General features: G+C 60.2%; 16 protein-coding genes and 2 pseudogenes. 11 read left to right on the top strand and 7 right to left on the bottom strand.

Annotation, left to right across the window (positions count from 1 at the left end):
- Positions 1–97: 97 nt before the first annotated feature.
- The 5 genes and pseudogenes from ACI512_RS25800 to ACI512_RS25780 form a co-directional block, all read left to right on the top strand.
- Positions 98–634 (top strand): annotated as a pseudogene (locus ACI512_RS25800) (methyl-accepting chemotaxis protein); the annotation flags it as partial.
- Positions 635–822: 188 nt separating this feature from the next.
- Positions 823–2,016: an IS4 family transposase gene (locus tag ACI512_RS25795; RefSeq protein WP_122304830.1), complete on the top strand. Its 1,194-nt coding sequence runs from the start codon at positions 823–825 to the stop codon at positions 2,014–2,016.
- A gap of 167 nt (positions 2,017–2,183) precedes the next feature.
- Positions 2,184–2,486 carry a hypothetical protein gene (locus ACI512_RS25790; RefSeq protein WP_405121421.1) on the top strand — a complete coding sequence of 101 codons (303 nt, stop codon included), beginning with the start codon at positions 2,184–2,186 and terminating at the stop codon, positions 2,484–2,486.
- A gap of 592 nt (positions 2,487–3,078) precedes the next feature.
- Positions 3,079–3,420: a HEAT repeat domain-containing protein gene (locus tag ACI512_RS25785; protein ID WP_236382139.1), complete on the top strand. Its 342-nt coding sequence runs from the start codon at positions 3,079–3,081 to the stop codon at positions 3,418–3,420.
- Positions 3,421–3,954: 534 nt separating this feature from the next.
- Complete coding sequence (locus ACI512_RS25780; protein ID WP_167355308.1) at positions 3,955–4,497, top strand: hypothetical protein; 543 nt, start codon at positions 3,955–3,957, stop codon at positions 4,495–4,497.
- 32 nt (positions 4,498–4,529) lie between these two features.
- On the opposite strand, the pseudogene ACI512_RS25775 reads toward ACI512_RS25780, so the two are convergent.
- A pseudogene (locus tag ACI512_RS25775) lies at positions 4,530–4,628 on the bottom strand (LysR family transcriptional regulator); the annotation flags it as partial.
- Positions 4,629–4,850: 222 nt separating this feature from the next.
- Here ACI512_RS25775 and ACI512_RS25770 point away from each other — a divergent pair.
- On the top strand, positions 4,851–5,309 hold the full coding sequence (locus ACI512_RS25770; RefSeq protein ID WP_064052786.1) for an Hsp20 family protein: 459 nt from the start codon (positions 4,851–4,853) through the stop codon (positions 5,307–5,309).
- Between the two features lie 222 nt (positions 5,310–5,531).
- Here ACI512_RS25770 and ACI512_RS25765 read toward each other — a convergent pair whose 3' ends face one another.
- The 3 genes from ACI512_RS25765 to ACI512_RS25755 form a co-directional block, all read right to left on the bottom strand.
- Positions 5,532–6,827, bottom strand: coding sequence for a cation:dicarboxylate symporter family transporter (locus ACI512_RS25765; protein ID WP_405121420.1), 1,296 nt, complete (start codon positions 6,825–6,827; stop codon positions 5,532–5,534).
- A gap of 95 nt (positions 6,828–6,922) precedes the next feature.
- A complete protein-coding gene (locus tag ACI512_RS25760; protein WP_236382129.1) occupies positions 6,923–8,128 on the bottom strand; it encodes a pyridoxal phosphate-dependent aminotransferase in 1,206 nt (401 codons plus the stop codon).
- Positions 8,125–8,790: an RraA family protein gene (locus ACI512_RS25755; protein WP_236382121.1), complete on the bottom strand. Its 666-nt coding sequence runs from the start codon at positions 8,788–8,790 to the stop codon at positions 8,125–8,127. Before ACI512_RS25755 ends, ACI512_RS25760 begins: the two co-directional genes overlap by 4 nt.
- A 122-nt stretch (positions 8,791–8,912) precedes the next feature.
- On the opposite strand from ACI512_RS25755, the gene ACI512_RS25750 reads away from it, so the two are divergent.
- Positions 8,913–9,809 carry a LysR family transcriptional regulator gene (locus ACI512_RS25750; protein ID WP_236382119.1) on the top strand — a complete coding sequence of 299 codons (897 nt, stop codon included), beginning with the start codon at positions 8,913–8,915 and terminating at the stop codon, positions 9,807–9,809.
- Positions 9,810–9,929: 120 nt separating this feature from the next.
- A complete protein-coding gene (locus ACI512_RS25745; protein WP_236382118.1) occupies positions 9,930–10,973 on the top strand; it encodes a D-isomer specific 2-hydroxyacid dehydrogenase family protein in 1,044 nt (347 codons plus the stop codon).
- A 51-nt stretch (positions 10,974–11,024) separates the two neighbouring features.
- Here ACI512_RS25745 and ACI512_RS25740 read toward each other — a convergent pair whose 3' ends face one another.
- Positions 11,025–11,729, bottom strand: coding sequence for a TetR/AcrR family transcriptional regulator (locus tag ACI512_RS25740; protein WP_064052791.1), 705 nt, complete (start codon positions 11,727–11,729; stop codon positions 11,025–11,027).
- Positions 11,730–11,850: 121 nt separating this feature from the next.
- On the opposite strand from ACI512_RS25740, the gene ACI512_RS25735 reads away from it, so the two are divergent.
- Positions 11,851–13,074, top strand: a complete 1,224-nt coding sequence (locus tag ACI512_RS25735) for an MFS transporter (protein ID WP_405121419.1) — start codon at positions 11,851–11,853, stop codon at positions 13,072–13,074.
- Here the strand turns inward: ACI512_RS25735 and ACI512_RS25730 are convergent.
- Positions 13,071–14,132 (bottom strand): SDR family oxidoreductase, encoded by a 1,062-nt coding sequence (locus ACI512_RS25730; RefSeq protein ID WP_122811204.1) that lies wholly within the window; start codon positions 14,130–14,132, stop codon positions 13,071–13,073. The genes ACI512_RS25735 and ACI512_RS25730 overlap by 4 nt on opposite strands.
- A 156-nt stretch (positions 14,133–14,288) precedes the next feature.
- Here ACI512_RS25730 and ACI512_RS25725 point away from each other — a divergent pair, with 156 nt between their 5' ends.
- A complete protein-coding gene (locus ACI512_RS25725; RefSeq protein WP_015885058.1) occupies positions 14,289–15,086 on the top strand; it encodes a DNA/RNA non-specific endonuclease in 798 nt (265 codons plus the stop codon).
- Here ACI512_RS25725 and ACI512_RS25720 read toward each other — a convergent pair.
- Positions 15,037–16,305 (bottom strand): MFS transporter, encoded by a 1,269-nt coding sequence (locus ACI512_RS25720; RefSeq protein WP_236383750.1) that lies wholly within the window; start codon positions 16,303–16,305, stop codon positions 15,037–15,039. The two genes, ACI512_RS25725 and ACI512_RS25720, sit on opposite strands and share 50 nt — an antisense overlap.
- Before the next feature lie 653 nt (positions 16,306–16,958).
- Here ACI512_RS25720 and ACI512_RS25715 point away from each other — a divergent pair.
- Entirely contained in the window at positions 16,959–18,170 is a 1,212-nt protein-coding gene (locus ACI512_RS25715; protein ID WP_405121418.1) for a YeeE/YedE family protein, read from the top strand.

Raw genomic sequence — 18,170 nt, 5'->3', positions numbered from 1 at the left:
GTCCTCAAACACCGGCCTGGCGAAGATGCAGGAAACCCGCGTGACTATTGAAGCCTTGGCCGATGAGGTAGAGCGCAGTGCGCAAAAGGTTTCGGCACTCGCGCAACACAGCCAGCAGATCGGCGGCGTGATTGAGGTGATCCGTAACATTGCTGATCAAACCAACCTGCTGGCGTTGAACGCGGCCATTGAGGCGGCCCGCGCCGGTGAGCAGGGTCGAGGATTCGCGGTGGTCGCCGACGAGGTCAGAACTCTGGCCTCGCGCACACAAAACTCAACCGAAGAGATCCGCCGGATTATCCAAGAGCTGCAACTGGCGACAGGCGACGCCGTCGAGCAAATGAAAGCGGGCAAACTGCGCGCGCAGGAATGCATCGAATCCGCTGATCAGGCCTCGACTAGCCTGGATGCAATCAATGACGGCGTCGAGCAAATCGTAGGAATGAACACCCAGATAGCCAGCGCGGCGGTTCAGCAGCACGCCGTCTCGGAGGATATCAATCGCAATGTGACCGAGATTCGTAACGGTAGCGTTGCGCTGATGGAGGGCATAGAGGACAACGCTGTGACTGCGGAGGAGCTCACGCTGCTGGCAGGGGAACTGCGTACTGTCGTTTCGCGTTTCAAGCTGTAACGCGGCAAAGGGGGGCCGAATTTGTTGGCAATAAAAGATTTGTGGCACAGTCCGTTTCGGGTAAATGGGGTCTGACCCTGAGGGATCCCCGATTTTTCTTACCGAAAATCAAGAAGTTGGAATATTGAAGACGCCTGCATGAGTCGGCAACTTGGTTTGCACCACACAAAAACAAGACCCCCGAACTCATGCAGGCCATCCGATTTTTACACAGAGCACTCGCTCAAGCACTGCCTTCAATCCATTCTCGCCGTCTGACAACGCTGGTGAGTTGTGTCAGTTCGTTACTACGAGGTCGTCGCCTGACGCTGACTGCGCTCGGACGTTTTATGCCAGGTCAAGCGTATCCAAAACATGCAATCAAGCGAGTGGACCGATTGTTGGGTAATCAACACCTGAGAGCGGAGCGGCCATTGTTCTACTGGGCGATGCTGCGGGCATTGCTGGGCTCCTTGAAGCACCCTTTAATCTTGGTCGACTGGTCGAGAATTGATGCGCCTGGCGACGCTTTTTTGTTAAGAGCTGCGGTCCCGTTTGCGGGACGTTCATTTCCTATTTATGAAAGCGTTCATGAACGCGAAAGTTGCCCAAGATATCAAAGCCGTCTGCTCAAAACGTTGGCTGAGTTACTGCCTGATGGATGCGTTCCAGTCCTGGTCACTGATGCAGGTTTCCGGCGCCCCTGGATGAAGGCTGTAGCAGCGCAGGGCTGGTATTACGTGGCCCGTATACGAAATCGTGAGCTTTATCGTCGCGAAGACAATGACTGGCAACCAGTGAAGAATTTGTACGCTCTGGCCACCTCATCGGCCAAATCGTTAGGCCGTGTCGAGATGACACGTAGCGCCCCTCACTTCATCGATTTGTACTGTGTCCGTCATTCAGCAAAGGGCCGCAAACACCAACGTGTTACAGGCTCAGTCGCTAGAAGCAAACTAAGCCGGCAGTCCGCTAGACGTGAGCGCGAGCCGTGGTTGCTTGCCAGTAACTTGTCGCAAAGCGAGTGGAATCCAGCAAAAATCGTCGCGATTTATAAGCGGCGTATGCAGATCGAAGAAGGCTTCCGGGATGTCAAAAGTGAGCACCTGGGATGGGGCTTGAACCTGCATCGAAGCCACTGTCCAAGGCGCATTGAAGTGTTGTTGCTGATTGCCGCTTTGGCCAACTACCTGATCTTCTTAACAGGGTTGCAGGCACGAGAGAACCAATTGGAGCGGCGTTATCAAAGCAACAGCCTCAAGGAGCGGCGAGTACTTTCTCTGTGGCGTTTAGGCCTGGAGTATTGGCGCAGTTGCACAGGTCTCGGAGACCGAAAGCAATTAGAAATATTGGAGCATGCTCTGCGTGATGAGGTGCATCATCAGGCGCAGAGCTTGGAGTAAATTTGTGGGGATCCCTCAGGGTCTGACCCCAATTAGTTTATAAATTTTTATCGTGAGGATCCGCGGTCGCCACGTCCTGACAGCATGGAAGTGACCTATACGATAAATGGAAAGGCCGAAAAAGTTATGTTTGAAAATGAAGCCCATAAGATTCCGGAGATTATATAGTGGTTACTCAAGACCTACAGTCGGTGAAGCGGATTTTTGAGTTGCTAGATGCTGGTGTCGTGGATGGCTATGACTCTTTTTGTTATGAGGTAAGAGTGAGTGTGGGGTATATGGAGACGGTTCTTACTGTCGAGAAAGAAGGGGATCGTGTGACGGATGCAGAAACGGATTACAATGGAGCAATTATCTATCGTTTGGTGAAAGAGTTGAGAGAGTGCGCCACCAAGCGTGGTGAAAATTGGAATTCGTTTGTGATGACTTATGCGCGTGGAGGAGAGGTTAAAACCAAGTTTGACGTCTGATGCCGATTGACCTGTCCTATTATCTGGAATAACGCAGACGGATGACGAGCTTCTAGAGGTAAATGATCTGGTTTGGTTTGCTACGAACCAGGACTGGGTGCTTGCGGGGGCATGGTGTTGTCCCCGACGTGCTCCGCGTTTCGATTTCAAATTATGAATTGTTGTATGGTTTTTTATTCGTTAACAGAGGCTTATGATTGCGATATTGAAGGGGAGTGATTTGAAGTTTTTTTGATTGTCCAGCAACGCGTGAGTGCTTTCTGCAGTCGTTTATTTAGATGGCTAAGAAAGGTTTGTATAGTTATGGCGCTGAGAGTGTAAACGGGGTCAGACCCTGAGGGATCCCGGCAGGGTTGGCAGGAGGCGATGGCCCATTGGGTTACCGAGGGGCGGATACGATACTTTCCGCCGGTGCTGGCTTTGGGAAAGTCCCTCTCTTGATGGGGGGCTTCGGGTGGGTTGAGAGCAGTAAATGAAGCTGTAAATGGGGTCTGACCCTGAGGAGTAAAATTCTGATAGGCGAAATGTGTTTAAAGACTATGAGTTGTTATTGGATTCAATAGGGTCAGAAGATTATCGGTCGGATGTAGGAATGGATATCGCGACCTCCAAGGTCTCTCAGTTTGATAATTCAAGCTGGAACGAACTTGAATCTACTCTTCTGGCAAAGTCTGAAGTCTGGCGAGGTCGGTGTGCGGAGTCTCTCGGAGACTCGGATGATGAGCGGGCGTTGCGCGTTTTGCTGTCGCTTCTAAAAACTGAAGATGAGTCGGTTGTCATTCATGCAATCGAGTCAATTGAATCAGTTTTTTTGGCTGGCCATATTCTTGACAGGGCGCAGGTCATACGTGCTCTAGATGAGGGGTTTGAGGTAGAGAGCAGAACGTTGAAGCTAATGGCGGCTACGTTAGTCAGAAAATTAAGTAATGCATAAAGGTTACTCAGTAGCTGACAGCGCACGACTCCTTTTCCTACAGGTCATTGAAATGTCCTGCTTTGACAAGCCCACCCAACCCGACTAACTTTCCTGGAGTGACGCATTCATGCGAACCACGCTATGCAGCTAACCTATTTTCTGCGCCACATTTCGCCGTGGCCCCAGTGCGCCTAACAGCCAGCAAATGACTGTTAATCATTGGGTCCCTGGTTCGAGTCCAGCTCATGGAGCCATATAGCGACATAAAGAGAAACCTGCACAGATGCAGGCTTTTTTTTGCCTTGTATTTGACCCAGCCCTCCCTGGCCAACGCACAGGTCGTTGCCTTAGACAACGATCCTCAATGCCATAGCGCTGAGTCAGTAAAGCGGGCGTTTGTCCGACTCCTGAAAAATAAAGTCATGGATCCATCTTGGATGCCGTGGAACTGGCCTTATCTGCCAACCCACCACTGGCTTGTCTGCTGGCAAACGTCATCCCAGCAGTTATTCATCCGTCACCACCCATTTATTGTTCAGGAATCCAACAACCGTGATAGCCAGCACCGCATTGCCTTATTCCGCACCTCTACCCTTTTTGCAGCGAGAGCAACCCACCACTTCGCCAATGGCGTCGCACCCACCTACCGTCCCATCACTGAATGAATCACAAACACCTGTGTACAAGCCCTTCGTCTTAACGGGCGATGCTTCCAACTACTACCTCAAAGACTCTGCCAACCCCCGTCAATCGCACTCGCTCTATCTTCTGGATACCAGGAAGGGGGTCTATAAGCAGAGCGCCAAGCGCGTCGTATCCGATGGGAATGGAGGCTGGCAGAGGGATGTCGGTTTGAAGGGCGGCAAGGAAGATCCGAGAGTGACACAACAAGCCACTCTTAGACGAGAGTTGCAGCAAAACTTGGTTCAGGCCAGGTCTACGGCGGTCCAGACGGCTTCAGCGGTGAACGCAGAAGGTGCTGCTAACGGCGGCTATGTTTCGAACGCAACGCTTACCGCCAACGCTGAGGCTCAGAACGCAGTGCGGCTGCTTGAAGCAGCCCTGCGTAACTTAGGGTTAGGAGGAGGGGAGTAAGTGTCCGAGCACTACGTCTTGCGTGATTATCACCCCCCGGCGCGCACCAGCACGCCGCGCTCCAGTTCATCCACCACCGCACTCTGCGGCAACCAGGCAACGCCATAGCCCTCGATAGCCATGCGCATCAACCTGAAATGTTTGAGATAGGGGCTCACAGTGTCGCTTTGGTCGATCCCACAACGATCCTTGCGCGCCGGTGCGTCAGCCTTTCTTCGGGGGATCATGACCCCGGATAAAAAATTTTACGGACCCCGCTTGAAATTTTTCCGCCTGAACCTACTTAGGCTTTACGCGATGCCGAATCCGGGTCGCGTACTTAATCACTTGGAGAAAACTCAGGAGATTTTGCAATGGCTACTACTCTTTCGTTGGCCCCACTGTTCCGCCACTCCGTCGGCTTTGACCGGTTCAATGACCTTTTCGAATCGGCGCTTCGCAGCGAGGCCGGTACCACCTATCCACCTCACAACGTCGAAAAGCACGGCGATGACCACTACCGAATCGTCATCGCGGCCGCAGGCCTGGTGGAGGATGACCTGGATATCCAGGTGGAAAAAGGTGTGCTGACCGTCGCCGGCGGCAAGCGCGAGCACAATGAAAGCATCACCTACCTGCACCAGGGCATCGCCCAGCGCGCGTTTCGCCTGTCGTTCCGCCTAGTCGACCACATTGAAGTGCAGGGCGCGCAGCTCTCCAATGGTTTGCTGAGCATTGACCTGCTCAGGGTCGTACCGGAGGAAGCCAAGCCTAAGCGTATTGCGATTGGTGGTGCCGCGAAGGCGGATGTGAAGTCCATCAGCGAGCAGTGAGTGAAATGAATAAAGGCGCTCTTTGGAGCGCCTTTATTCGTGGTCTTCATACACGATGTCGCGGTGCCCAAACGGTGCAAAGTAACCTGTGGCGAGGGAGCTTGCTCCCGTTGGGGCGCGAAGCGGCCCCCGTTGTTGCATGACAGACCTGGGGCTGCTGCGCAGTCCAACGGGAGCAAGCTCCCTCGCCACTGGCACAGTGTTCTCCCTTAGCTGAATGGATCAGGGCTTGTTCTGCACACCACAATCCGGGAGTGTTTGGGCTGTTTGCTGCTGCGCAGCCCGTGCCTCCCGTCTCTCCCACTTGGCAATCACCAACGGCGCCAGCGCATTGCCCAACACGTTCAGGGCGGTCGTCGGCATTTCCATCAAGCGATACACCCCCGCGATGAACGCGATCCCTTCCAATGGCAACCCGGCACTGGCCAGGGTCGCCGACAGAATCACGAACATAAACCCTGGCACCCCGGCAGCGCCTTTCGAGGTGAGCACCATCGTCACCACCAGCAGCGCCTGGTCCCCAAAGCTCAGGTCGATACCGTACAACTGCGCCACGAACAAGGTGCCGATGCCGAGGAACAGCGAGGCACCGTCGAGGTTAAACGAATACCCCACCGGTACCACAAAGCTCACCAGTGAAGGCGGTACGCCGTAGGTTTCGAGCTTCTTCATCAGTTGCGGCATCACAGCCGCCGAGCTGGCGGTGGAGAAGGCCAATACCAGTTCATCCTTGATATGCCGCATCAGCGCGAACAAGTTGATGCCGCACAGGCGTGCCACCAGGTTCAGCACCACCAGTACAAAAAAGGCGATGGCCACGTAGCTGACCATGATCAACTTGGCCAGCGGCATCAGTGAGCCGAAGCCGAAGTTGGCCACGGTCACCGCGATCATGCCGAACACGCCGATGGGCGAGTAGGCCATGATCATCGAGGTGACCTTGAACATCGCATCCGAGACGCCCCGTAGCAGGGCAATCACCGGGTCTTTGCGCTCGGCGGGCAAGCGCGCCACACCCAACCCGAACATCACCGCAAAAAACAGCACCGACAACAGGCTGCCCTGGGCCATGGCGTTGATCACGTTGTCCGGGATGATGCCGACGATGATTTGCCCCAGGCTGTGGCCGCCACCATTGCTGGTGGGCAGGGTGATAGTCGCCGCGTGCAGGCTGGACAATTCCGTGCCGGCGCCCGGCTTGAGCAGGTTGCCCAGCACCAGCCCGACGATGATCGCCAAGGTGGTGATGCAGAAAAAATACCCCAGTGAGCGCGCCCCGATCCGGCCCAGGGATTTGCCGTCACCGTGGCCCGCAATGCCCACCACCATGCAGGAGAATACGATAGGCACCACGATCATCTTCATCAGCTTGATAAAGATGTCGCCCGCCGGTTGCAACAGATTGTCCACCAGCCACGGCCGGGATTCGGGAAAGCGGTGCAACAGGGCACCCAGGGCGATGCCGGCGAGCAAGCCGATCATGATTTGCCAGACCAGCGCGATACGGGGCGTGTGCATAGGAATGCCTCATTTGAGATCAATGATTTTAAGTTGTTGTTCTAGGCAGTCAAAACAGCGGCCGTCCGTGGGTCGCCGGGTGCAGCGGGAAACCGTCAGCGCAGGTCGCGGCAGGCGTCCTTGAGACGACGGCACCCTTCTTCGATCACTTCTAACGAGCTTGCGAAGGACAGGCGCACATAGGGCGACATGCCATACGCTGCGCCGCTCACGGTGGCCAGGCCGTAGTCACGCAGCAGGTAGTCCACCAGTTGGGTGTCGCTGTCGAGGCGATCGCCTTGTGGGGTGAGCTTGCCCATCAGTGCGCTGACGTTGGCGAACACGTAGAACGCGCCGTCCGGCGGGGTGCAGCTCACGCCGGGGATGCCCGCCAGCAGGGCCAGCATGCGTGCGCGGCGTTGCTGGTATTCCTCGCGCATCGCGGCGATGGGCGCCTGGTCTCCGGCAAACGCAGCCACGGCAGCCGCTTGGCTCAACGAACTGGGGCACGTGGTGGTTTGCGACAGCAGCTTGGCGATGGCCGCGATCAGCCAGGCGGGGCCGGCACCAAAACCCAGGCGCCAGCCGGTCATGGCGTAGCCTTTGGAGGCACCGTTGACGATCAGCGTGCGCGGCTTGAGGTCGGGCGCCAGGCGCGTCAATGGCACGTGCCGGGCTTCGCCATACACGAAGTGCTCGTAGATTTCGTCGGCCATGATCAGCACATGAGGATGACGCCGCAGCACCTGTGCCAGCGCCAGCAGGTCGGCTTCACTGTAGACCGCGCCGCTGGGGTTGTTCGGGCTGTTGAGGATCACCCATTTGGTGCGCGGGGTGATCGCCTGTTCCAAGGCGTCGGGCGACAGCTTGAACCCCAGGCTTTCGTCGCCGGGAATGATCACCGGCGTTGCATCGTTGAGCCGTGCGATATCGGGGTATGACACCCAGTAAGGCGTGTGCACGATGACTTCATCACCCCGATTCAGCGTGGCGGCCAGCGCGTGATAGATGATGTGCTTGCCGCCGCAACCGGCCACCACTTCATCCAGCCCGTAGACCAGGTCGTTGTCCCGTTGCAGCTTGAGGCAGATGGCCTGGCGCAGGGCGAGGGTGCCGGTGGTCGGTGTGTAATGGGTGTCGCCGCTGTGCATCGCCTGGCCGGCGGCGGCAAGGATATGCGCCGGGGTGTCGAAGTCCGGCTCGCCCACGGTGAAGTTGACGATATCGCGGCCCTGGGCGCGCAACTCGGTCACCAGCGCGTTGGCGGCAATGCTGGGGGAGGGCGCGATGCCCAGGACGCGGTCAGACAAAAAGTGCTTCATGGCGCCAACCCTGCAGTGTCCAGGACCTTGTCGATCCAGCTCTGGCGCACGGCACCGCTGGCGATCTCGGCTTTGACAGCCTCTTCATGTTCGGCATGCTGCGCGGCGCGGCGCAGCACTTCGGCGGCGTCTACCTGGGAGAACGCGACCAGGCCGTCTTCATCGCCTACCAGCAGGTCGCCGGGGTTGATGATCATACCGCCGATCGACACCGGCACGTTCACTTCGCCGGGGCCGGTTTTGTACGGGCCGGTGTGCACAACGGCGCGGGCATAGCACGGGGTGTCCTCGAAGCTGGCGACATCGCGGATCGCCCCATCAATCACAAACCCCACGCAGCCGCGTTGCTGGGCGTAGAGCTTGACCAGCTCGCCGATCACCGCGTTGTTGGTATCGCCCTGGCCATCCACCACCAGCACATGGCCGGGTTGCAGCAGGCTCAAGGCTTTGTAGATCAGCAGGTTGTCGCCGGGGCGGGTTTTTACCGTGATAGCCGTGCCGACCAATTTGCCGGTGCGGTTGTAGCGCGTGAGGCCGCGGGCGCCGATGTGTCGGCCGAGGTTGTCGCTGATGTGCGGGGTGACCACCTGGGCGAAGGCCTCGACCAGTTCGGCCGAGGCCATGGGGGCGTTGGGAAGGATGCGTGAACCGGGCAAGGACATGGCAAATCTCCAGAATCGTTGGATAGCAACGGGCTATGGCCAGATCTTAGGAGTGATAATCGGAGAGTTTTAGCGATATTTTATGATGTGTTAGCATCGCTTTTTTTCATGAGCGGTCCGCCATGATCACCTTCAAGCAAATCGACGCGCTGTACTGGATCGCTGAACTGGGCAGCTTCGAAGCGGCGGCCAACAAGCTGAACATGTCGCAGTCGGCCATCTCCAAGCGTATCCAGGAGCTGGAAGACACCTTCGACGTCGAAATTTTCGACCGCAGCAAGCGCAATGCCCGGCTGACGGAAAAGGGCGGCGAGCTGCTCGACTACGCCCGTGACCTGCTCAACAGCCGCGACCAATTGCTGGAACGGGTCAGCGCCCGTGACGTGCTGGTGCGCAGGTTTCGCCTGGGCGTCACTGAACTCACCGCGCTCACCTGGTTGCCGGCGTTGGTGGAAGCGCTGCGCCAGGCCTACCCCAAGGTGCAAATCGAGCCGTCGGTGGAGCTCAGCAGCGAGCTGTTCCGCAAACTGGAAAGCGACCAACTGGACCTGGTGATCGTGCCCGACGTGTACAGCGATCCGCGTTTCCACAGCACCGCGCTGCAATGCGTGGAAAACGCCTGGATCTGTTCGCCGGGTCTTATCCCTGACGCAGACCCTGTCAGCCTTGAAACCCTGGCCAACTACACGGTGTTGACCCAGGGTTCACAGTCGGGCACCGGCTTGATCTACGAGCGCTGGCTGGCCGCGCACAACGTGCAGATGCCACGCACACTCACTAGCCATAACCTGCTGGTGCAGGTGGGGTTGGCGTTGTCGGGGATCGGTGTGAGCTATTTGCCCAAGGCGTGTCTGTCCCACCTGATCGAGCAAGGGGCGTTGCGCGCGTTGGTCACGCAGCCGGAATTGCCGACTATTCAGTATGTGGCGCTGCACCGGGTGGATCGGCAATTTGGCTTGAACCAGGACGTGGCGCGGATGGCGCAGGCGTGCTGCAATTTTTCGCGTCTGTTGTTTTAGCGCACGTGGAACGTGGCCAGGCCAGTGGGTATGCCTGTGTCTCGGTATCGTGATGGCGTAAGTTCAACGTTCTTGACGATGCATCGACCCGCTCCTCTCTCTAGCAAGAGGTCCAAGCGCATGGCGTTTACCACCCTGATACTGGATGCACCCGGCCCTCCATTGTTATTTGAGGAAGTTGACCGCTTCCTTGAGTTGGGCCTGGTGGTCACCCTCAATCTCTATTATTTCGCGGATAAACACAGCATTCGCCAACACTATGGCGAGCGCCTGCGGTACACCGAGATCAACGGCCACGACAGGCAAGCGTTCATCGACGTCGTGACTCAGGCCGGGGGGTACAGCGTGTTCAAGACGCGCCTGAATATTCCCATGGACGGCGAACTGATCCGCGCCGCCGTATCACCGGCCTTGCCCACGCCGCTGCGCGCTATCGCCCAAGCCGGTGCAGGCCTCAACCATATCGACCAGCAAGAGGCGCAGCGGTGTGGTGTGACCTTGCTGAACACGCCGGGCTCCAACGCGACGGCGGTCGCCGATTATGTGGTGGCCCAGGCGTTGTTTTTATCCAGAGACCTGGACCACTACAACGCCGAAACGCACTGCGGTCGCTGGTCCAAGGGCACCTTGGCGCCAAGCCGCGAATTCAGCGAACTCACGCTAGGGTTGGTCGGCACGGGCAGCATTGCTCAAGAGGTCGCACGCAAAGCGGGATCGCTCGGTATCAAGGTCATCGCCACCGGTTCCGAACGTTTTACCGAGCAGGCCGCGCGCAGCCTTGGGCTTGAGCGACGACCAACCCTCGAGCACGTGCTGGGGGAGGCCGACGTGGTCTCTATCCACGTCCCGCTGACACCGCTCACCCGAGGCCTGTTCGGGCTTGCCCAGTTCAGGCAAATGCGCCGAGGGTCGGTGCTGATCAACACCGCTCGCGGCGGCATCGTCGATGAAGCCCAGTTGGCAAGCTTCATGACCGCGTTTCCCAGGCACATCAAAGCGGTCGCCATCGATACCTTCGCGCTGGAAAAAGACCGCTTCAACTCGCCCCTGGCAGGCGTCGGCAATGCCCAACTCACACCGCATATCGCAGGCAACACGACGACGGCGATCCGTAGGGCTTCACGGCAGATTGTCGACAAGATCCATGCGTTCAGCCTCACGTGAGCCTGTGGCGAGGGCGCTTGCTCCCGTTGGGCTGCGCAGCAGCCGCAGCCCTCAGGAACGCGCCGTCCCTGACGCACCTGTATCAGCCGATGTGGGGACGCTGCGCGTCCCAACGGGAGCAAGCTCCCTCGCCACAGGGGAGGCGAGGGAGGCTGCAATGTCCCAAGTCAGCATGAGTTGGCTGATCGCTGCGTCGAGGGTGGCGTGCGGGACGTTATCGCGCGCCAGAATCGAAACGCCCTGCAGGAAACTATCAAACACCGACGCCATCACTGCCGGGTTAACCGTGGGCGGCAACTGCCCCAGACGAATCGCCCGTTCCACACACGCCACAATCCCCGCCCGCGTACGCAGCCGCGACTGCGTCAACCCGTCCGCCACCCGCGCATTCTCCGGGCTCGGCGCGCTCATTACGCCCAGCGCCACCATGCAGCCCTTGGGGTGTCCGTCTTCACACTGCATGCGCGCGGATTGGCGCAGTGCGGTTTCAACGGCACGGCGCGGTGGCAGGTTTTCGTCCCACAGGCATTCAGTGACCTGGGCGTAGGTCGCCAGGTAGCGCTGCACGCATTCGTCGAACAACGCTTCTTTGGAACCGAAGGCCGCGTAGAAACTCGGCGCGGAGATCCCGCCGCCCAGGCCGGCCTTGAGCTGCGCCAGTGACGTGGCGTCGTAGCCGTGCTGCCAGAACAGGTGCATGGCCTGTTCCACGGCGTGTTCACGGTCGAAGGTGCGGGGGCGGCCCATTTGTGCCATGAGAGATCTCCGGTGGAAAGCGAGATAAATACTAGTCGATACATAAGTCGTTGACAACGCATGGCGTACGCCCGCAACATCTGTATCGATCAGTATTTAAGTCCCAATCAAGGAGTTTCCCGTGACCCCCTCATTGACCTTATCGGCGTCATCCGACCGTCTGCCCATCGGCGCCTTGCTCGCCCTGGCGATGACCGGCTTTATCTGCATCGTCACCGAAACCCTGCCCGCCGGCCTCTTGCCGTTGATCAGCGACGGCCTGGCGATTTCCCCATCCATGGCCGGGCAGATGGTCACCGCGTATGCCTTGGGCTCGGTGCTGGCAGTGATCCCCCTGACCATCGCCACCCGGAGCTGGCGCCGGCGTAATGTGCTGCTGCTGACCATCGTCGGCTTTTTGCTGTTCAACTCCATCACGGCGCTGTCGTCACACTATGGCGTGACCCTGGTGGCACGCTTCTTTGCCGGTGTCGCGGCGGGGTTGGCCTGGAGCCTGCTGGCCGGTTACGCACGGCGTATGGTCGCGCCCCATCAACAGGGTAGGGCGCTGGCGTTGGCGATGGTCGGCACGCCGATTGCGCTGTCGTTGGGTGTGCCGCTGGGTACCTGGCTGGGCGGGTGGGTGGGGTGGCGCACCACCTTCGGCCTGATGTCGGCCGTGAGCCTGGTACTGATTGCGTGGGTGCTGGTGAAAGTCCCGGACTACGCGCCCCAGCCTGCGCATCAACGCGTGTCGTTGGGCAAGGTGTTGACGACGCCGGGCGTACGGCCGGTGCTGGCGGTGGTGATGACGTGGATGCTGGCGCACAACATTCTGTACACCTACATTGCACCGTTCGTGGCGCCTGCTGGCTTGGCGGACCGGGTTGACCTGGTGCTGTTGGTGTTCGGGGTGGCCGCGTTGGCGGGGATCTGGATCGCGGCCAGGTTGGTGGAGCCGCTCTTGCGCAACACGGTCCTCGCCAGCCTGGCGGTGTTTGGCGGCGTCTCGCTGGTGTTGGGCTTTTTTGGCGGCGTGCCTGAAGTGGTTTACCTCGGTGTGGCGGTCTGGGGCCTGAGTTTTGGCGGCGCTGCAACCTTGCTGCAAACCGCGCTGGCCGATGCAGCGGGGGATGGCGCGGATGTGGCGCTGTCGCTGAACGTGGTGGCCTGGAACAGCGCCATTGCCGGCAGCGGCGTGGTCGGCGGGGTATTGCTGGATACCTGGGGCGTGGCGTCGTTTCCGTGGGCGATGCTGGTGTTGGTGGGCGTGTCCCTGGCGATTGCCTGGGGTGCCAGCGCCCATGGTTTCAAGCCCGGTCGCCGGGCTGGCGCTGCAGCACCCACCCAACCCCTGCCGGGTTAAGGGATCAACCGCGCGGCGCGCAACTGATCGAACACCGCGAAAAACGCCTGGTCGCTGGCCTGATAAGCGGTGAAACCCAGCTGGCGGCTCTTGGACATGTCCGTGACCACCTCGATCGGCCGCCCCAGGTCGGCATCGGTGTGCCACGGCGAGACGAGCCGGCTGATGTCGGCTTCTTTCAACCCATGCTGCGCAACCATCTGGCTCCAGGCGGACTGGTCATCGGCCATCTGCTGCTCAAGCGGGCAGGGCTGGGCGGGGAAGTCTGCCGGGGTGAGGCCAAAGTAATCGGCGATTTGCCCCCACATCCATTGCCAGCGGAACACATCGCCATTGGTGATGTTGAACGCCTGGTTCGCCGCCGCCGGTGTGGTCGCCGCCCATAGCTGTTGTTGGGCCAGTTGCCGTGCATCGGTCATGTCGGTGAGGCTGTCCCACTGCACACGCGAACCTGGGAACACAAACGGGCGCCCGGTGTGTTTGCACACGCTGGCGTAGACGGCGAGGGTGGTCGCCATGTTCATCGCATTGCCCACGGCGACGCCCGTGACGGTGTGCGGGCGGTGCACGCTCCAGGTGAAGCCGTCTTTCTCGGCCGCAGCGAACACTTCGTCTTCCTGGGCGTAGTAGAAATTCTCCACGTCCAGGCGGCCTTGTTCTTCGCGGAACGGGGTCTGCGGCAGGCTGCCCTTGCCATAGTTTTCGAACGGGCCGAGGTAGTGCTTCAAACCGGTCACCAGGGCCACATGCTGCACCGTGCCGGCGGGGCGCACGGCGTCCAGCACGTTGCGCACCATGGCGGCGTTGACGCGGATGTTCTCGGCTTCCGTGGCCTGGCGCGACCAGGTGGTGATGAACACATGGGTGGGTTTCAACTCGGCCAGTGCCTGCTGTACTGAGGCCGGGTCTTGCAAGTCGGCGGCTACCGGGATCACGCCAGGTATCTGGGACGGGCTACGCGACAGCGCGGCAACCTGCCACTGGTTATCGAGCAGTAACTGGGTGGTGGCGCTGCCAACGATGCCGCTGGCGCCCACGACGAGTGCGGTCTGGGTCATACAATTCTCCCTAGGATGTAGGGTTCTGAGCCCTGGCGTGTAGGAGAGGTTCAACCTTATCCGTGGCCTTGCGGCACCAAACCGGCCTATCAGGGTCCATACACCCCGCACGAACATTCGCGCTCGTCCGTTTACCCTCACCATAAGATCTAACGCATGTACCTACGCAAGATTGCAGTCGGGCTGTCGGCCCTCGTTTTACTCTCCACCGCTGTAGACGCACGCAGCCTGGCCAATCCCTACACCCCCACGCAGCAACGCAGTTCGTTTGACGGTTGCGCCCAACTCTTTCCCGCCACCACCCCGATCAACATGGCCACCGTCCCGGCGTCGATGAAGCCCTTGGCCCTGTGCTCCGACACCTTCGCGGTGCTGTACTCGCAAACCAGCAAGACCCCGCTGGTGGTGGTTGAACGCCTGAATGCCACGCAGTTGAAAGACGCCAAAGGCGAGGAGCGCACCAACCAGTTCTACCCCGACCCACGCATCCCCAAGGCCGGGCGCGCCGAGCTGAGCGACTACCGCAGCCAGCACCCGGCCGTGGACCGTGGCCACCAGGCCCCGGCCGCCGATGCACCCAACGCCCATGCCATGGCCCAATCCTTCGCGCTGTCGAACATGGTGCCGCAAGACCCCACCAACAACCGCAAGATCTGGAGCAAGGTCGAGGCCGACGTGCGCAAGTTTGCCCAGCGCTCCGGCGGCGATGTGTACGTGTTTACCGGCCCGCTGTTCGACGCCGGCTACAGCACCATCGGTAAAAACAAGGTCTGGGTGCCGACGCGCCTGTTCAAGCTGGTGTATGACGCCTCGTCCCGGCGCGCCTGGGCGTATGTGCTGCCCAATGCTGAGACGCGCATCCAGAAGCCGATGGACTACGACACCTTCGTGAAGAGCACCGGGCTCAAGTTGTTGGGGAATCTTCCGGTTTCCGGGTCGGTGGGGCGGACGTGATCGACGCGGGCCGATCCATCTGGCGCTTGAGGGTATAGAGCGCCACACCCACCGCCAGGATGCCCGACACGGCGCCGACCCCCAGCGCCCAGCGCGGCCCGAGGTGGTCGGCCACCCAGCCGACGATAGGCGCGCCGATCGGCGTGCCGCCCAGGGCCACGCCGACACGCAGGGCGATCACCCGGCCGCGCATGGCCAGCTCGGTGGTGAGTTGCATCAGGCTGTTGGTGGTGTTGCTGAAGGTCATGGCGCCCACGCCGATGATCACCAGCGCCACGGCAAACAGCCAGTAGTTCGGCGCCAGGGCCGCCAACGTGCAGCCGATCCCGAAGATCGCCGCGCCGTTGAGCAGTGACCTGAACTGCGGTCGTTCACGGCCAGCCGCGATCAGGGCGCCGGCGAGGGTGCCGATGGCCAACGTCGAAGACAACAGGCCATAGCCGCGCGCATCGGTATCGAACACGCGGACCGCCATGGTCGAGATGAAAATCGGGAAGTTCATGCCGAAGGTGCCGATCAGAAACAGCATCAGCAGGATCGCCTTCAAGTCCGGCCGCGCCCACACATAGCGCAAGCCCTCGGTGAGGCTGCCCTTGGTGCGCAGGGCGCGAACCTTGGCGTGCTGCCCCGACACCCGCAGGAAAAACAACGACGCCAGCACCGCAAAAAAACTGCTGCCGTTGAGCAGGAATGCCCAGCCGGTGCCCACCGACGCGATGGTCAGGCCGGCCACCGCCGGGCCGATCATGCGCGCCATATTGAACGAGGTGGAGTTGAGCGCGATGGCGTTGGACAAGTCCTTCTCGGCCACCAGCTCCGCGACGAAAATCTGCCGCACCGGCGCATCGAACGCCGACGCGCAGCCGGACAGGAACGCGAACACATACACGTGCCACAGCTCGACAAACCCGGTGATGGTGAACACCCCCAGCGTCAGCGCCAGCAAGCCCATGACCGCTTGGGTGACGATCAGCAGCTTGCGCTGGTCATAGTGGTCGGCGGCAAACCCGGTCCACGGCAACAGCAGCAACTGCGGCCCGAACTGCAACGACATGACGATGCCGACAGCGGCGGCGTTGTGCGGGGTAAGCTGAGTGAGTACCAGCCAGTCCTGGGCGGTGCGTTGCATCCAAGTGCCGATATTGGACACCAACGCACCCGCGGCCCAGATGCGGTAATTGGGGCTGCGCAGCGAGCGGAAGGTGCCGAGGAAACTCATGGCGGTATTTTTTACTCCTCAAGGCGGGATCATCTAAACAGCGCCTGGGTGTATGACGCGGCAGGCGCAGTTCACAACCACAGTGAAGATCAATGTGGGAGTTGTCGAGCCCCAGCGAGGCTACGAAGGCGGCGGTATTGCTGGCATTTTCTTTGCCTGACCCACCGCCATCGCAGCCTCGCTGAAGCTCGACAGCTCCCACAGGGGATTGGCGGTGGCGGTTGGGTTGCTGTTCACAAGGCCCGCACGGCGATTGCAGTGCCCGGCAGCAGTGAGGCTCAAAGGTGGGAGTTGTCGAGCCCCAGCGAGGCTACGAAGGCGGCGGTATTGCTGGCATTTTCTTTGCCTGACCCACCGCCATCGCAGCCTCGCTGACGCTCGACAGCTCCCACAGGGGATTGGCGGTGGCGGTTGGGTTGCGGTTCACAAGGCCCGCACGGCGATTGCAGTTCCCGACAGCAGTGAAGCTCAAAGGTGGGAGTTGTCGAGCCCCAGCGAGGCTACGAAGGCGGCGGTATTGCTGGCATTTTCTTTGCCTGACCCACCGCCATCGCAGCCTCGCTGAAGCTCGACAGCTCCCACACTGAATATCACCCCACGGCGTTATACTCGCCCCCTCGCAATCAACCCATTCAATCAACCCGGGATACCCCATGAGCACCTCTCTCCCTCTCATCCCTGCGCGCAAGCCTGTCGCGCCTTTGGTGGCTTTTATCATCCTGGTGCTTGGCGCCCTGTTCCTGCAAAACAGCGTCGGCTCACGCCAGGTGCTGTTGCTGGTGGTCGGCGCTGCACTGGGCTTGACCCTTTACCATGCTGCCTTCGGTTTTACCTCGGCCTGGCGTGTGTTTATCAATGATCGCCGTGGCGCCGGCTTGCGTGCGCAGATGGTGATGCTGGCGGTGGCGGTGCTGCTGTTCTTCCCCGCGTTGGGGGCGGGCACCTTGTTCGGCCAGCCGGTGGTCGGGCTGGTGGCGCCGGCCGGGGTGTCGGTGGTGTTCGGGGCGTTTATCTTCGGGATCGGCATGCAGCTGGGCGGCGGTTGTGCGTCGGGCACGTTGTTCACCGTGGGCGGCGGTAATGCGCGCATGCTGGTGACGCTATTTTTCTTTATCTGCGGTTCGTTGATTGCCACACACCACGTTGACTGGTGGTTTGCGCTGCCTGCGTTCCCGGCGGTGTCCATCGTCAAGAGCTTCGGCGTGCTGCCGGCGCTGGGCTTGAGCCTGACTGTGTTTGCGCTCATTGCGGTTATCACCGTGCGCCTGGAGAAGGGCCGTCATGGTCAGCTGGAAGAGGGCGTAAAAAGCGAGCACCAAGGCGTGCGCCGCTTCCTGCGTGGGCCGTGGCCACTGGTGTGGGGCGCCATCGGCCTGGCCCTGCTCAACTACGCCACCCTGGCATTGGCGGGGCGGCCATGGGGTATTACTTCTGCGTTCGCCTTGTGGGGCGCCAAGGTGGCAAGCGGTGTGGGTGTGGACGTAGCCAGCTGGGCGTTCTGGCAAATGCCGGGCAATGCCAAGGCCCTCGCCGCGCCGGTATGGGAAGACATCACCAGCGTCATGGACATCGGCATTGTCCTCGGCGCGTTGTTGGCCGCAGGCCTGGCCGGGCGTTTCGCCCCCAGGCTGAACATCCCGGCGCGCTCGCTGGTGGCGGCGGTGATCGGCGGCCTGTTGCTCGGTTATGGCTCGCGTCTGGCCTACGGCTGCAATATCGGCGCGTACTTCAGCGGCATCGCCTCGGGCAGCCTGCATGGTTGGGTGTGGCTGGTGGCGGCGTTTATCGGCAATGGCGTGGGCGTGCGGTTACGGCCGTTTTTCTTTGCCGGCGAGCGGCCGCAGGTCGCGTTGAGCGGTTGCTGA

Origin of the sequence: Pseudomonas petroselini (assembly GCF_045037875.1) — a bacterium.
In the GTDB taxonomy this organism is placed as follows: Bacteria; Pseudomonadota; Gammaproteobacteria; order Pseudomonadales; family Pseudomonadaceae; genus Aquipseudomonas; species Aquipseudomonas petroselini.
This window is presented reverse-complemented; position numbering and strand designations above follow the sequence as displayed.